The sequence below is a fragment of the Leptospira koniambonensis genome, from assembly GCF_004769555.1.
Classification (GTDB): domain Bacteria; phylum Spirochaetota; class Leptospiria; order Leptospirales; family Leptospiraceae; genus Leptospira_B; species Leptospira_B koniambonensis.
This window is the reverse complement of record NZ_RQFY01000001.1, coordinates 312,365-328,001: the sequence shown is the minus strand read 5'-3', so window position 1 is coordinate 328,001 and position 15,637 is coordinate 312,365. Positions and strand designations below refer to the sequence as shown.

General features: G+C 40.8%; 15 protein-coding genes and 2 tRNA genes. 3 read left to right on the top strand and 14 right to left on the bottom strand.

The window, feature by feature from the left end; translation table 11 throughout:
* Nucleotides 1-4 precede the first annotated feature (4 nt).
* From EHQ52_RS01575 to serA, 6 genes are all read right to left on the bottom strand, one after another.
* Complete coding sequence (locus tag EHQ52_RS01575; protein WP_135613537.1) at nucleotides 5-1,054, bottom strand: polyprenyl synthetase family protein; 1,050 nt, start codon at nucleotides 1,052-1,054, stop codon at nucleotides 5-7.
* Entirely contained in the window at nucleotides 1,055-2,341 is a 1,287-nt protein-coding gene (locus EHQ52_RS01570; protein WP_135613536.1) for a hypothetical protein, read from the bottom strand.
* 174 nt (nucleotides 2,342-2,515) lie between these two features.
* Nucleotides 2,516-2,896, bottom strand: a complete 381-nt coding sequence (locus tag EHQ52_RS01565) for a hypothetical protein (protein ID WP_135613535.1) — start codon at nucleotides 2,894-2,896, stop codon at nucleotides 2,516-2,518.
* A 57-nt stretch (nucleotides 2,897-2,953) separates the two neighbouring features.
* A complete protein-coding gene (locus EHQ52_RS01560) occupies nucleotides 2,954-4,114 on the bottom strand; it encodes a hypothetical protein (RefSeq protein WP_135613534.1) in 1,161 nt (386 codons plus the stop codon).
* Nucleotides 4,115-4,154: 40 nt separating this feature from the next.
* On the bottom strand, nucleotides 4,155-4,733 hold the full coding sequence (locus EHQ52_RS01555; protein WP_135613533.1) for a papain-like cysteine protease family protein: 579 nt from the start codon (nucleotides 4,731-4,733) through the stop codon (nucleotides 4,155-4,157).
* 498 nt (nucleotides 4,734-5,231) lie between these two features.
* Nucleotides 5,232-6,455 (bottom strand): phosphoglycerate dehydrogenase, encoded by a 1,224-nt coding sequence (gene serA / locus EHQ52_RS01550; protein ID WP_135613532.1) that lies wholly within the window; start codon nucleotides 6,453-6,455, stop codon nucleotides 5,232-5,234.
* 111 nt (nucleotides 6,456-6,566) lie between these two features.
* Here serA and EHQ52_RS01545 point away from each other — a divergent pair, with 111 nt between their 5' ends.
* On the top strand, nucleotides 6,567-7,112 hold the full coding sequence (locus EHQ52_RS01545; protein WP_135613956.1) for a hypothetical protein: 546 nt from the start codon (nucleotides 6,567-6,569) through the stop codon (nucleotides 7,110-7,112).
* Between the two features lie 77 nt (nucleotides 7,113-7,189).
* Here the strand turns inward: EHQ52_RS01545 and lysS are convergent, their stop codons facing one another.
* The 4 genes from lysS to EHQ52_RS01525 form a co-directional block, all read right to left on the bottom strand.
* Nucleotides 7,190-8,689, bottom strand: a complete 1,500-nt coding sequence (lysS, locus tag EHQ52_RS01540; protein WP_135613531.1) for a lysine--tRNA ligase — start codon at nucleotides 8,687-8,689, stop codon at nucleotides 7,190-7,192.
* A 1-nt stretch (nucleotide 8,690) separates the two neighbouring features.
* Entirely contained in the window at nucleotides 8,691-9,326 is a 636-nt protein-coding gene (locus tag EHQ52_RS01535; protein ID WP_135613530.1) for a hypothetical protein, read from the bottom strand.
* A gap of 56 nt (nucleotides 9,327-9,382) precedes the next feature.
* Nucleotides 9,383-9,465, bottom strand: a tRNA-Leu gene (locus EHQ52_RS01530).
* 63 nt (nucleotides 9,466-9,528) lie between these two features.
* Nucleotides 9,529-10,200 (bottom strand): CDP-alcohol phosphatidyltransferase family protein, encoded by a 672-nt coding sequence (locus EHQ52_RS01525; protein ID WP_135613529.1) that lies wholly within the window; start codon nucleotides 10,198-10,200, stop codon nucleotides 9,529-9,531.
* Between the two features lie 128 nt (nucleotides 10,201-10,328).
* Here EHQ52_RS01525 and EHQ52_RS01520 point away from each other — a divergent pair.
* A tRNA-Asp gene (locus EHQ52_RS01520) sits at nucleotides 10,329-10,402 on the top strand.
* 38 nt (nucleotides 10,403-10,440) lie between these two features.
* On the opposite strand, the gene fliG is transcribed toward EHQ52_RS01520, so the two are convergent.
* From fliG to pdhA, 4 genes are read right to left on the bottom strand one after another with little or no spacing between them, the layout of a single operon-like run.
* Nucleotides 10,441-11,460: a flagellar motor switch protein FliG gene (fliG, locus tag EHQ52_RS01515; RefSeq protein WP_135613528.1), complete on the bottom strand. Its 1,020-nt coding sequence runs from the start codon at nucleotides 11,458-11,460 to the stop codon at nucleotides 10,441-10,443.
* A 22-nt stretch (nucleotides 11,461-11,482) separates the two neighbouring features.
* Nucleotides 11,483-12,805 (bottom strand): pyruvate dehydrogenase complex dihydrolipoamide acetyltransferase, encoded by a 1,323-nt coding sequence (locus EHQ52_RS01510; RefSeq protein ID WP_135613527.1) that lies wholly within the window; start codon nucleotides 12,803-12,805, stop codon nucleotides 11,483-11,485.
* Between the two features lie 44 nt (nucleotides 12,806-12,849).
* Nucleotides 12,850-13,824 carry a pyruvate dehydrogenase complex E1 component subunit beta gene (locus EHQ52_RS01505; RefSeq protein WP_135613526.1) on the bottom strand — a complete coding sequence of 325 codons (975 nt, stop codon included), beginning with the start codon at nucleotides 13,822-13,824 and terminating at the stop codon, nucleotides 12,850-12,852.
* Complete coding sequence (pdhA, locus tag EHQ52_RS01500) at nucleotides 13,824-14,804, bottom strand: pyruvate dehydrogenase (acetyl-transferring) E1 component subunit alpha (RefSeq protein ID WP_135613525.1); 981 nt, start codon at nucleotides 14,802-14,804, stop codon at nucleotides 13,824-13,826. Before pdhA ends, EHQ52_RS01505 begins: the two co-directional genes overlap by 1 nt.
* A 152-nt stretch (nucleotides 14,805-14,956) precedes the next feature.
* Between pdhA and EHQ52_RS01495 the strand changes: the two genes are divergently transcribed.
* Nucleotides 14,957-15,634, top strand: a complete 678-nt coding sequence (locus tag EHQ52_RS01495) for a response regulator (RefSeq protein ID WP_135613524.1) — start codon at nucleotides 14,957-14,959, stop codon at nucleotides 15,632-15,634.
* The last annotated feature ends 3 nt before the right edge of the window (nucleotides 15,635-15,637 follow it).

Here is a 15,637-nt window from a genome sequence, read left to right as displayed (position 1 = left end):
AATTTCACCGATTCACTACATAGAACGCGATATCTGTAAGGGATTTTTTGTATCTATTGTCCGGAAAAAGTCTGAGGTATTCCAAGGAATCCACAATTTCCTTTCTGGCTTCCACATAAGATAAGGGTAGGGCGGAGGATAATCGAAGGGATCGGACCGCTTCTTTAAGAGTTTTGTCCGTATATTCCATTCCTCTAATAATCTGGGAAAGAGGACTTTGCGATCCCAGTTCTTCCATTGCGAAGATGATCGGAAGTGAAAGTCTTCTTCTACTCAGATCGATTCCCAATTCTTTTCCGGAACCTTTTCTATCGTTTACAAAATCCAAAATATCGTCCATGATCTGGAAGGCTCTTCCTACTCTTCTGCCAAAAAAGCCTGCTCTTCTTGCATCGCTTGTTTTTCCCCCAGCGAGTGTGACTCCGGACTCACAGGATAGGCCGAAAAGAACCGCAGTCTTTCGATCGATTGTTTCTCTGTATTTTTTATGAAGCTCTGAAAATGGAAGACTAGCGTTTGTTTCTAGTTCGTCTAACTCTCCACAACAAATTCTAAAGGCAGTATCCAGAACTGATTTGACCAATCCCATATCTTCCTGAGCGTCTATACTATCCACGAAACCGCGAATCGCTTCTACGAATTGTATATCTCCCAGAATTATGGCCTTTTCCATTCCTCGCGCTGCATTTACGGTTTCGTTTCCTCTGCGTATATGAGCGTGGTCTATGATATCATCGTGTATAAGTGTCGCGACATGCAACATCTCCAAGGAAACGGCTCCTTGGATGGACTTGAATGGAAGAGAGGAAGAATTTCCGTGCACCATTCTGGAGCTAAGAAGAAGCATCATTGGCCTTACTTTTTTTCCAGAGAAGTATAAGGAATATTCTGTTTTCGTTAAATACTGTCTTTGTTTAGATAATACCTTTTCCAGAAGTTCGTAGAACCTCTCCAGGTCTTCCGAAAGGACTCCTTCTCGAATTTCATCCAGAGGATCCTTAAACTGAACGGAAGCTGTGGACGAATTTGATGGTTTTGTCAAAAGGGAAGGCATTTATCTCGAGCCCTTTTCGAAATCCGATTGATTGTTTAAAAAGTTTTCTAAACTTGTTTCGAAAACGGAAGAAATCCGTTCTATTAAGGAATCATAAAATAGATTTCGGATGAAATACATGCTTTCCAGTCTTTCTTTTGCGACCAAGCCCGCTTCTCCTTCCCATTTGGAATCGTCTATTTCCAGATGGAACGGAGGCATATCGATTATGAGTGGAGATGTTTTCCAGGAAGAGGTTTCCTCGTCTCGAAAAAGGGAGAAGGAGAGAACAGTATTTTGAATCAGAGCGGATACTTCTCCCTCGAATAAGATCCTTCCTCGTATTTCCGAATTTTCAGCCTTTTGTCTTAGAATTGCGTTCTTTAATTTTTCGATCCTTTTTCGATCCTCTTCGTCCAAAAAGATTCTATTAGGATCGGATTCTCCTTCCATTCTTCCTCCTGGTTCCAAGTCCGAGGATTGAAGGATTTGTACGACTTCCGGATCGGAAACTGAAGGTAGATCGCCAGTATGATTATTTACCGTGGAATGAACTTCGGATGGTTTCATCTCGTTCACATTGTCTTTGGTGTTTTTGGTATTACCGCCGACTCCTTTCCCGAAAGTGAGAGCTGCTTTCGCAGCATCCCAATATTTACTTCCTGGGGGAGGCCCCGTTCTGGGATCGAAATCCGGATCCGCAAATAAACAGGCCGCTGCCACGTTCAATTGTTGTGCGAATGCATTTCCGTTATAGGTTACTCCGCCGGAATATTTCTTTTTAGCATCGTTTACAACCGTATCTTTTTCGACAGATTGAGAAGTATCGGATGCCATTTCTTTGGTCGCTCCTCCTGCTTGCCAAGCAGTGGATAATGCGGGGTAAGTCTTGAATACCTCGTCGTAGGTTTCGTTATGCTGATTATAAGTAATTAGCATCTTCTGACCGTTAGGCGTAGAGCTTAATCGATTTCTTTGATCTCTGGCTTGATCTAACCATTTTTCTTTGTCCGGATCTATACTTCCGATTTCGGAATCACCGCCACCTTTCCTCGGTCTTAGATTTTCCTCTGAAAGATCGGATAAATTTCCAGCCGTATCGATTTCAGGGATTGGGTCTGGTTTTGCTTCCACATAATAATTTCCGGAAAGATCCAGTTTCGGAATTTTAAGTAATAATTTTAAAAACTTTTGATTTTCTTCTGATTCGATTACTCCTTCGGATTGGATCAGATCATAACCATTACAATGTAATTCTCCGAAACGAAACGAAAGAGCTCCGCTTTCATAACCCCAATCTGGGGGCATAGAAACAGATCTTGCCAAGGGATAAGCCGGAGAGCTTGATAATATGCACTCTCGTGTTTTCGAGTTTGGAAATAACTCCAGGTCTATCCCTTTTAAAAAAGATTTTAATTCGATTTGCGATTTTGGAAATTCGTAACGGGATCTTTTCATAAATCAACAACCTCCTTTTGGAAATTATCCGACCTTTAAGTTGCCTTGGACTAATAACATTCCGTTAAAATTGGATAGGTTTAGGTTATCTGGAGCGATCGTGATTGTTTGTCCTGCAACGGATTGTTGGGAAGGATTTATTGTGAAGATCTCGAATTCCTTTCCTTCGATTAGATCTTTGATCAAAGGTGGAACGACAGTTACACTTAAGTATTGAGCAAGAGGCCAAGCGATTCCGGAGACCACTTGTTCCGCCATGTTTCCGGTAGGCGTAATGAAAAGGGTAAAACTTCCTATATTTTTTATAGTAACCTTCACGGAGTTCCCTGACATCGCCAAAGAACTTTGGATATTGATGGTAGAAGGTTGCGTTTTAGCGTCGTAATTAATTCCTATGTCAGACATTATATTCTCCTAATATATTTTCGAGACATTCCATTTTACGGGAACTGAAGATGAACATTAATAACTTGAGATTGCTTTCCAGACTGTTTTTGCACCGTCAGCCACAGCGTTAGCGGCAGTCGTTGCACCGTCAGCCACAGCGTTAGCGGCAGTCGTTGCGCCGTCGGCCACAGCGTTAGCGGCAGTCGTTGCACCGCCAGCTACAGCGTTAGCAGCGTCAACAGTCCCTCCGGCTACGGTTTTACTAACGTCCACAACTCCGTTTGCCACAGTGGTTCCTACATATGCTGCTCCTGATCCAACATATTTTGCTGCGTCTACGATCGCGCCTACTACTGGACCTAGTAAATCAACACCGGCACCGGCGGTAATGGAAAGATCTGCAGTGGATGATACTTGAGTAGGATCATCCAATAATTGTACTCCCAAACGATTGATTCTAACTGCAGCATCATAGTTTGCGGTGCCGATCCCGAAACTTTTACTACCCGAAGTGCTTTGTTTTTTACCGATCAAAGACGCAGTTTCTTGATTCACTATACTTTGAGATGCTTCCTTACTGATTAGGATGAAAAACGGTTGGTTCGGAATTGAATTCAAATTTGGAATAGCAGCTTTAGCTTTGGATTCTAAATTTGCGGAAGCCAAAAATCTTCCCTGGCCTACAAATATATTGATCTCGCCGAATTTCGCCCCATGAAAATCCAGTGAAGGGATTTGACCTCCTTCAAGAGCACTGTCCGCTGTTTTCAAAATTTGAGGTATTATAATTGATTTGTATATGAATTGGTCCAAAGGACTTGCATTGGAAATATCAACAATCAACGCATAGGAATCGATGGAAATACGATTAGAACTAATATCCAATTTGATAGAACAGATGCCTTGGACGGACAATGTAGTATCTAATACGGAACCATTTTGATCTTTGGAAACTTTGAGTTTGGGAAATTTGATCAAAAATGCATTTTGAACCGGACTAGGAGTTTTTCCGTCCTGTTTGTAAGAAGATTTCCAATCCGCATCAGTGGGAGGATTTAAAGAGAGAATAGGAGCCGTTAAGACATCCCAGCTTACATTCACCGGAGTGTTTAAATACGTTTCGCTTTTTGTACCTTTGAAAAGTTTGTTTCGGAGATTTTCTTTTCCGTATAGGGAAGAAAGAGCCTGGTTAAAGACGCTTTCATTTACATTGATCAGTAGATCGTAATCACTCATGAGGTTTATCCTTTAAATTATTGATTTATTATGCTTCATTTTACTGATATTTTGGGAGTAAGGATTCAGAGACCCAATAAGTGTTTCTCCAAACGGTTCCTTCGGAACGATAGGTTTGAGGAAATAAATCGAAATTTTGCCAAGAAGATCCATGTAACGGATCGTCTATCCGGATTTCGTTTCTCTCGAGACTACAGCCGGTCAATGCAACGAAATGGGAGCCTGAATTTTTCCAATCCAAGGAAAGAAAGATAGGTTTATAAGAACGTATTTCTTGGTCGATTCGTTCTAAGTTAGGACGCCCAGGATTCCAATGGCTGTAACAACTTAAGAAGGTGAGAACTTTTTCTAGTGATTCTTGGCGATTCGACTCTTCAGAATTTGGTAGAGCCGATTTCTTTTTATAGGATTGGAATTTGTACGCTAAATCGTTTTGAGTGACTACTTTTCCGAATAAATATTTTTCGCAAGCCTCTGCGATAGATGCCCAACACCAATTAGATCTAGCTTGTCGATTAAGTGTAAAATTTAAACAAACCGTTCCCCTCTGAATCTCGGATAAGGTGGAGGTATTTCTTTCTTCGCGGCTAATTGACGGTTCTATTTTTAAGGAAATCATAAAGTTCTAAATTACTTGAAAGAGCGTTTTAGCCAGGAGGCGGTTACAAAAGTAACCGAGACTATGTTTGTTAAAATTTCTGTCACTAGTTTTGCAATAATTTACTGCAAAAAGATTATATTGACATTGATATGAAGTATATTGAGTAATTTTATTCGAATCCAATGAATTAAGTTATAATTGGATCCGATTAGATTCTTTTTAGCGTTTATTTTAGAGTAGGATTTTTCGTTCCTTAAGGGATGGGGATGAGACGCCTAATGTTAAAAGAATTAAATAATGGGTGCTCTTACGGATGAGAAGAGCTAAAAGGTCTGAATTTCAGAATAGCCCGAAGTATAATATTGCGGGAATCAAATGGAAATTTGTGAGAAAAAGCCTGATTAGGGGATCAATAAAGGAATGTATAAGAATAAAAAGGGCCTTCTTTCTTCGCCGAAAAATCGAATAAAAAAGGCCTGATTTATTTTTAAGCGGCGGTTCAATCCGCCTAGGTTATTAGTAAAGAATTCTAGTCTTAAGAGATCCAGGATGTCTTTCTATTCTTTCTTTTAGTTCATCACCTACGCTCATATTAATTACCATAGATAGATAACCAATTTCTGCGCTGGTTCCTAAATGTTGAGAACTGATATTTGCTCCAATCTCAGAAACCATACTGTTGATATCTTTCAAGAACCCAGGTTGGTTTTTGTGAACATTTAGAATTCTATACATTCCCTGAGGAATTGGATTTAACTCCAGATGAGGGAAGTTTACAGCAAAAGTAGTGGAACCGTTATTTACAAACTTCAAAAGTTTAGAAGCAACTTCTGTTCCTATATTTTTCTGAGCTTCTTCCGTAGAACCACCGATATGAGGGGTTAATATTACGTTTTGTAAATTTTGCAATGGAGTGATAAATGGATCGCTATTTGATTCAGGCTCTTGTGGGAAAACATCTATTCCCGCGCCTGCAATATGGCCTGACTTAATTGCCTCAGCCAAAGCTTCCAGATCCACAACCTTTCCTCTGGAAAGATTGATGATATAAGCACCTTTTTTAGTAGCCTTGATTTCCTTAGCAGCATAAAGGTTTGTAGTTTCTGGAAGTTCAGGCACATGAAATGTAACAAAATCAGAAACAGATAATAATTCTTCGTAAGAATTGAGAGGGGTCGCATTTCCTAAAGGAAGAACTGTTTGTGTATCATAATAGACCACTTTTAGGCCCATTGCTTCCGCAAGTACGGAAACCTGGCTTCCGATATGGCCGTAACCTACGATCCCCAGAGTTTTTCCACGGACCTCAAAACAGTTTTTAGAAATTTTATTCCAAATACCTGCATGGGTATTTCGGATATGGTCCGGGACCCTTCTTGCTAACATTACAACTTCTGCAATTACGAGTTCCGCAACTGAACGTGTATTAGAATAAGGTGCGTTGAATACTGGGATCCCTTTCTTCTCCGCTTCTGCTAAATCCACTTGGTTTGTACCAATACAGAAACAACCCACAGTCATAAGTCGTTTTGCCTTGGCTAAAACAGGTGCAGTCAGATTGGTTTTACTCCGGATACCCAGAACATGAATGTTCTCGATTTCTTTCGAAAGTTCGTCTTCGCCCAGGGCTTGGGGAAGAAGGCGGACATTAAAACCGTCTTTTTGAAAGAGTTGGAATGCGTCTTGGTGTACATTCTCTAAGAGGAGGACGTTTATCTTTTCTTTCGGGTAGGAAATCATAGTTCTATTACCATGGAACGTATCCTTGGCTTCTCTGAAAACGGATTTTTTACTTCACCTTTCGGGGATCGTGAGAAGAATGGAATGGAAATCACTGGAGACCGCCTTTTAATGATCCGTTCTAATCTCTCTTTTTTACAAGTTTCTATCTTCGCCGTGTTTTTTGCAGTTTTACTGAATTCCTGCTCGGCTCGGGTCCAAGTCCTTCCGGAACCAGTAGTGGAGCAGACACTATTCAGAAGTGGTCCTATCTGTCCCGGGGCAATTTTCTGCAGTGTCGGAAAACCTGGGTCTTTGAATTTTAAGGGCATCCTGATAAATAAAACAGGGGAGAAGCCAATCTTTTTGGAATACTATATGAGCTCTTTCGAGGAAAGTTTTCCGATCGGGATTTCTATGAAGTTAGACCAAACTTGGCATAATCTTAGAAAAACTTCTACAGATTACGGTGATACTGTTCGTGTTGTCTCCATTCTTCCTACAGATGTGGCCGACAAATTGCTTTCCGCAAAAGAAGTCCAGTTCAGCTTTTCCTCTAGAGATAATACGAGCACATTTACTTTAAGTTCTTCCAATAGCGAAAGTTTGAAATCTCTATTGAAAGACTTAAAAGAAAAGTTAGATTCCCAAGCAAAACTAACGATCACAAATCATTAAGTGATTGCCCGAACTTCTTATGGTTCGGGTTATAAATAAAAAAGCCCGAGAAATTCTCGGGCTTTTTTTATCTTATTTTATTCTGGTCTCATCAGAGGGAATAAGATGGTATCACGGATAGATTGAGAATTTGTGAGTAACATCACCAAACGATCTATCCCGATCCCAAGACCTCCAGTAGGTGGCATTCCATATTCAAGTGCTCGGATATAATCCTCATCCATCATGAATGCCTCATCGTCTCCTGCTTCTCTTTGTTTAACCTGATCTTCGAATCTTTCTTTTTGATCGAATGGATCATTTAACTCGGAGAATGCATTTCCGATCTCTCTACCTACAATATAAGGCTCGAATCTTTCTACATAACCTGGATTTTCAGGATTAGATTTTGCTAATGGAGAAAGTTCTTTTGGATAATCAGTTACAAATACTGGTTGGATCAGATTTGGTTCCGCTTTTTCGGAGAATACCTCGTCAGCTACTTTCCAAATAGAAGTACATTTGCCTGCGTCTACTTTTACGGAACTCGCTTTTTCTTTAGCTTCTTCCAGAGTTTTTATCTGAGAGAAATCTATTCCTGAATATTCTTTGATAATATCCACGTATTTCACTCTTCTCCAAGGAGGGCTAAGATCTACTAAATCGTTACCGTATTTGATCTTAAGAGTTCCACAGATCTTTTGTGCAACTGTAGTGATGAGTTTTTCAGTCAGTTCTAACATTTTTCCCATATCACCATAAGCCATATACGCTTCCATCATGGTGAATTCAGGGTTATGTTTGGTAGAAATTCCTTCGTTCCTAAAGTTACGATTTAATTCGAATACTCTATCTAATCCGCCTACGATCAGACGTTTTAGATATAATTCAGGAGCGATCCTTAAGAATAATTGCATGTCCAATGTATTATGATGAGTGACGAATGGTCTTGCTGCCGCACCACCTGCGATTGGCTGCATCATTGGAGTTTCCACTTCCAAAAATCCTTCAGAAGTTAGGAAATTGCGGATTTCAGATACGATCCTACTGCGAGTGATAAAAGTTTCCCTGACGTTATCGTTTACTACTAAGTCCACATAACGCATTCTGTATCTTTGTTCCACATCCGCGAAAGCATCGTATACAACTCCATCTTTCTCTTTTACAACTGGAAGAGGACGAACACATTTTGCGAGAAGTGTAACTGAAGTTAAATGAAGAGTAGTCTCTCCCTTTTGGGTTTGGAAAAGATAACCTTCTATACCGATTAGATCTCCTAAATCTAAACTTTTGAAAAGAGTATAATTCTCTTCTCCCAGATCATCTCTAGTTGCATAAAGTTGGATAACTCCCGACTTATCTTTTAAATGAGCAAAGCTAGCTTTTCCCATCACACGTTTGGAATGCAAACGCCCGCCCAATAAAAACTTTTTCTCAGGCCCAGTAGGAGTCTTAGAATACATCTCTATTAAAGATGCTGAATCAGAATCAGGAAAAAATCTGATAGGGTAGGGATCTACACCCTTTTCCTTTAGATTTTTGATCTTTTCGATCCTTTGTTGGATAAGTTCGTTTGTTTCTTTTAAGTCTTGGGACATTTTAATTTCCTAATAGTATCAAATATAAATGTTTCGAGAGTCTTCCTAAGATGGATTCCAGGCTTTTTGGTTTTGTAAACCAATCCCAGGATCCGATTCCTTCGCTTACCTTGGAGACAGCGATATAAATTCCCGCAGGTTCTAACACGTTTCTATATAATTTTAACAAGGTTGCAGAATCGTATTCTTTTCCTATCAAAAGAAAAGTTTTCCACTGACGATCCAGCGCGATCTTTAAGAGAGTTTTAGGGAATTCCTGAGGACCAGATTCTACTGTATAAACTAAAACCTTAGTTTCATCCACTCCCAAGGAAACCAGATAGGTTTGCAAAGAAGAACTAGGATCTCCTACAATCCCCAAATCAGAATCTTGGTTAGGAGGAGAGTGTAGAATTACGATCACAGGAGCCAGGCCCTTTTTCCATAAAGCAGCTGCTTGTTTGAATTTATCCTTTTTACCTGTTTCGATTGCTTCTAATACAAGTGCGTCCGATTTTTTAGGATCTGCTTTCGAAACTAAAAGATAAGGAGAGGAAAAGAATAAGATCAGAAATAGGATCAATAATCCGAAAAAGCCGTATGAAACAAGTTTGGCTTTATCTAAGAAATCTTTAACGGAGAGAGCACCCGATGCCATAGTTTTACCGAGGGTTGGTTTTTCGAAATGGGGAAAGAGTTTTAGGTAGGACGAATTGCTCGAGAGGGGACTCGAACCCCTACACCGAACCGGCACAAGCACCTCAAGCTTGCGTGTCTACCAATTCCACCACCCGAGCGGTCGCGATTGACAGAATGGGTGGCTAGGCTTCCGTGTCAAGGAAATTCAACCCAGACTAAGATTAGACCAGTTCGTACTTTTTCTTTTGCTTTTTATCTTCCGGATCCAAGATGAATCTTTCAGGATGGAACACAATATTCCAATACCTTTTGGAATAAGCGACCACTCCAATGCTTAAGATCAGGACCAATACATAACCAGAATATTCAGGATGCAGGAAGAAATGATTTTCAGGTAAAGTAGGGCCGATCAAAGGTAAAGTCATATACCAAAGAACAGCAGCTGCAACAAGACCGACTCCGATCTTCCCCCACCAATTTGGTTTTCCTTGGATGCCTCTTTTTAAATATAAGAATCCACCCAACCAAACTCCTAAAATTTCTCTCAAGATATAAATGAGAAGGATCCAAAGAGGAAACTGATAATAATGAACAATTACTGAGAGTCCACCGATGGTAACGAATTTATCGCAAATAGGATCCAGGTATTTTCCCAAGACAGATTCTTGAGAAAGTAGTCTGGCTAGAAACCCGTCTAGAAAATCCGTAAGCACTGCGAGAACACAGGTGCCGATCGCTAAAAATAAATATTCGCTATTACGAGGAGACTCTATATGTTTGCGGGTGAATTGTATAAAAAAAGGAAGAAGTAAAACTCTAGATACGGATAGAAAATTAGAAAGAGTAAACACCCTCTCTTCAAGTAGATCCTTTGGTTTTTTTTCGTGGAGCATCTAATAAGGCCGTCAGTCGGAAAAACTCCGCTAATGGAAAGGCTATGGAAGGGACTTAAAAATTCATCCCTTTTTCAGATAAACGAATTGACCCCCGAGCCCGCTCAGAAATTATGTTCTTCATAAAAGGAGCTGTAGCTCAGCTGGTTAGAGTGCCTGCCTGTCACGCAGGATGTCGCGGGTTCGAGTCCCGTCAGCTCCGGAAATTTTTCAAACTTCTAAGACCGCAGTCGAAGCGGATCAGATAAACTCTTCCGAGTCCTTTTTAATAATAATTTCCCCGATCTCTTCCAAATCACGTAGTGCAGTAAGAACAGTATTTCTTGCGTCAGTGATCTCTTTTAAGGTCACTTTTCCTCGGATATCCATACTTTCTAGAATATCATTGGCTCTGTTTTTGGACATTGCCTCGAAAAAATGGACCTTGATCTGGTCGGAAGCTCCTCTGAGTGCGATCGCAATTAGATCATCGTCTGCAATTCGGTTGATGAGAAGTCTCATCTCTTTGGAGTTAAGAAGAAGTACATCTTCGAATGTGTATAATTTTTCGCGAACTTGAGACGCGAGCTCTGGCGATTGTTCTTCCAATTCTTTTAGAATTGTTTCTTCCAAAGATTTATCCATATGATTCAGGATATTTGCGAGAGCTTCTGCTCCGCCGGCTTCGCTGAATTCAGATTTATCTCTTTGTTCGTATTTTTTCTTCAGAACTTTTGCGATCTGACGAATTGCATCCGGATGGGTCTTAGTAGTATTTGCGAGTCTAAGCGCCACTTTACTTTGGAGTTCTTTTGGTAAAAATTTAAGAGTTTCGGCGGCTTTTTTAGGATGTAAAAATGCAAGAGTGACTGCGATAGTTTGAGTATGTTCCGGAGCGAGTAGGTGAGCAAGAGTTTGAGGTTCTGCATCGTTTAAAAAGGAAAAATCCTCTTCAGTGTCCTTTCTATCTAGTTTTCCTAATATGTTTTCGGACTTCTCTTTACCTAAAGACTTTTGTAGTAATTCTCTTGCGGTTTCTATTCCGCCTCTGGATTCTGCAGCTAGATCTTTTAAGGAACCTTGGAAATCTAAAAGAACTTCTTCCTTTTCGGACTTGCTGATTGTTTTGATCTTTGCCATTTCCTGGACGATCTCTTCAATCAACTTCTCGTCCAGTTGGGCTAATGCCTTGGCAGCTGCATCCTTGTCTAAGGATAGAAGTAGCATTGCTGCCTTTTTAACTTTTTGGTCTCTTATTTTAAGATTGGAATCCTGATCCACTGCTTCTTAGCCCACTAAAAAATCAGGCAAGTAACCGAAGAGGATGTTCCAGAAAATTTCGAAACACTTCCAACCAACCGGCACCTACCGCGCCGTCTACCACTCTATGATCACAGGAAAGGCAGACTGAAAGAGTTTTTCCGGGGACAATATTTCCGTTTTTGATTACCGGTTTAGACACCACGTTTCCTACTGCGAGGATTGCAGCCTCAGGTTCGTTGATTACCGCTGCAAAACGATTCACTCCGAACATTCCCAAATTGGAAACAGTGAAGGTTCCGTCTGAAAACTCTTCCGGTTTGAGTTTTCGTTCCCTTGCACGGGAAGCAAGCTCTTTTACCGTCCTACCGATTTCCAAAACAGACCTTTTGTCTGCGTTTCTTACATAAGGAGTAATGAGTCCTCCTTCGATAGAAACTGCGACACCAATATCCACTCTTCCATGTTTAAGAATATGATCTTCTCTCCAGGAAGAATTTACTTCAGGTACTTTTAGAAGCGCAAGCGCAGAAGCTCTTATAATAAAATCATTTATACTAAGTTTGATCTCTTCTCCTGATTCTTTTAGATCAGAATTGAAGTTTTCTCTCAAATGAACGAGTGCATCTGCGTCAATTTCCATATCCAAATAGAAATGGGGCTGGTGGGTTTTGGAATGAACTAGTCTAGATGCGATCGTTTTTCTCATTCCTGAGATTGGAAGTTTCTCTTCTTGTACAATTTCTCCAGCAAATGGAGATATTCCGCTGGCCGAAAATGCAGAGATCCCGTTTTCAATATCCCGTTTCACAATTCTTCCGTCTGGTCCGCTTCCTCGAACCTTAGAAAGATCAATTCCACTTTCTTCGGCTAGTCTTTTTGCCAAAGGAGAAGCCTTGACCCTTCCTTCGAGTGCAGAAGAAGAAAGTCCTCTGGAAATGGAACTCTCTTTTGGAGCAGGAGCTTCCTCGACAGGTTCAGGTGTCGAAGATACTACAGGTTCTGTCTTTTTAGGCGCAGTCGCCGGAGAAGGCGGGGCCACAGGAGCCGGACTAGAACTGGTCGTCGGGGTAGATATTGCAGAAGATCTGGATTTTGCCTCTGAAAGTAGGGAAGTAATATCTTCTCCTGCCTTTCCTATAATTGCAACTGGGGCTCCCACAGGAAGTTTGGCACCTTCCTGGGCTAAAATTTCCAAAATTACACCGGCGTCGAATGCTTCCATTTCCATGACCGCTTTGTCAGTTTCGACCTCGGCTAATATTTCTCCAGGAGCAACTGAGTCACCCTTCTTCTTTAGCCATTTTACCAAAACACCTTCTGACATTGTCGGAGAAAGCTGGGTCATTTCGGAAATTTTTGCCATGTATTTTTCCTATTTATAATATAATAATATTCAAATATTATGATTTACTGAATCATTTCTCTGACTTTTCTGATTATTTTTTCTTCACTCGGAAGGGAGGACTTTTCCAAGTTTGCTGCATAAGGCATTGGAACATCTTCTTGAGTAATCCTTTCGATTGGAGCGTCCAAATAATCGAATGCTTCTTTTTGGATCAGGTAAGCTACTTGTGCGCCAAATCCTGCTACATTCCAGCCTTCTTCTACTATCAAAACTTTGTTTGTTTTTCTGACAGAAGCCAAAATCCCTTCCTCGTCCAAAGGTCTTATACTTCTTAGATCTAAAACTTCGACTGAAATTCCTTCTTTTGCTAGTTTTTCTGCTGCGGGAAGAACATACATGAGAGCTCTGGACCAACTGACTATTGTGAGTTGTGTTCCTTCTCTTTTGATATCCGATTTACCCATCGGGATCAAAAATTCTCCTTCAGGAACTTCTCCCTTAGAGCCGTATAACACTTCACTTTCAATGAAGATGGTAGGGTTATTGTCTCGGATGGAAGTTTTTAATAGTCCGTAAGCATCGGAGGGCGTATAAGGTGCTAGTACTTTGAGTCCAGGAATATGTGCATACCAACTTTCGAATGACTGAGAGTGTTGAGCAGCGAGTCTTCCTCCAGCACCACCTGCACCGCGGAAAACGATCGGGATAGGAAATTGACCAGCACTCATATAGTTCATTTTTGCTGCGGAGTTAATGATCTGATCGATCGCAACAAGTGAGAAGTTCCAGGTCATAAATTCTATGATCGGTCTAAGTCCCACCATAGCGGCTCCAATCCCGACTCCAGCAAATCCGTTCTCTGAAATTGGAGTATCGATCACTCTTTTTTCTCCGAACTTGGCAAGCATTCCTTGGGAAACTTTATAAGCTCCTTCGTAATGTCCTACTTCTTCTCCCATGAGAAAGATATTCGGATCCTTCTCCATTTCTTCCGTCATGGCTCGATTGAGTGCTTCTCTATAAGTGAGTACTGCCATTATACATTCTCCGCATAAACATGCTTGTACAGCCAGCCAAGAGGTGGTTCTTCACTTTTTTCTGCGAAGTCAACTGAGTCCTCAACGGTTTTGAGAATGATTTCATCCATCTTAGTTAATTCTTCTTGGGCCCAGCCTGCGGAGAGTAGATCCTTTTCTGCTTTGATAAGAGGATCGCCTTGTTTATATTTATCTAATTCTTCTTTGGTCCTATATTTTGCGGGGTCTGACATAGAGTGACCTCTAAATCTGTATGTGGAAATTTCCATAAGAGTAGGACCTTCTCCTCTTCTTGCTCTTTCCACCGCGACTCGGACGTGCTCTCTGACTTTTCGGACCTCGTCACCTTCTATATGATCTCTTGCGATATCATAAGCGGCTGCTCTTACGGAAACATCTTTGACGGATAGCGCGCGATACTCAGGAGTTCCCATCGCGTAATGATTGTTCTCACAAATCATTACTAGAGGAAGTTTCCAGATGGCAGCTAAGTTCATTCCTTCATGGAAGGATCCTATATTTGCTGCACCTTCTCCAAAAAAACATAATGTAACTGCACCATCTTCGCGGTATTTGGATGCGTATGCGATACCGGCGGCGAGAGAGATATGTCCACCTACGATCCCATGTCCTCCCATGAAGTGTTTCTTCTTATCGAAGAAGTGCATGGATCCACCGTTACCGGAAACAATCCCAGTTTTTTTACCGTATAATTCTGCCATGAGAGACTTGGGTTCCAAACCTCTGGCGAGTGCGTGACCATGATCTCTATAGGTGGAAACTATATAATCCTTTTCTTCTAGAGCGGAGATTGCTCCCACTCCCACTGCTTCTTGACCGATGTACAAATGGCAGAAGCCGCCAATTTTGCCCATGCTATACGCCTTCGCAGATGCTTCTTCGAAGCGGCGGATCAAAAGCATTTGTCTGTATAATTCTAATAGATCTTCGGTTTCTTTTTTTGTTTTAGGTTGGCTCATAGTACTTTAGGAAATACGAAAACAATCGCAAAATATCTTCTTAGAACGAGGATATGCAAACTGATTTCCGAAATTTTGGAAAAAAAATGAAAAGCTCATATTAGAAAAAATTTTCCTTTCCTTAGATAGAGTTACCTATTTCCTTTTTCTGAATGAACTCTGCCCGCACGATCCTCGTAACTGAAGATGAACCAGGGATTATTGATACAATTCGTATAGTCCTTGAATCGGAGGGATTTAGGGCTTTAACAGCAATGACGGGTAAGGAATGTTTTACACTTCTGTCCGAATCTCCTGATTTACTCGTATTAGACATAGGACTTCCAGATTCTAGCGGTTTAGAAATTTTAAAAGAGCTTAGAAAGAAATATTCTATACCGGTAATACTACTTACCGCAAGAGAATCTGAACTGGACAGAGTGCTTGGGCTGGAACTCGGGGCCGACGATTATATGGTAAAGCCATTCAGTCCAAGAGAGTTAGTTGCCAGAATTCGCGCTGTACTTCGAAGATACGACGGAAAACCTGAAGAAAAGACCACCGATTTCGTTACGGACGAGGATAAAAAAGTAATTTATTATTATGGAAGGTCCTTGGGTTTAACTCCTTACGAATATAAAACTTTGGTATTATTCATCAAACGAAGAGGTAAAATTTTTACCAGAGAAGAAATTATGGATTTGGTTTGGACAGAACCAGAAGATAGTTTTGATCGAGCTGTGGATACGTTAATCAAAAATTTAAGAGCTAGGCTAAAAGAGATCCGCCCTGATTTGGATCCGATCGAGACAAGAAGGGGACAAGGATACGGCTTGAAGGAATCTATATGAGTC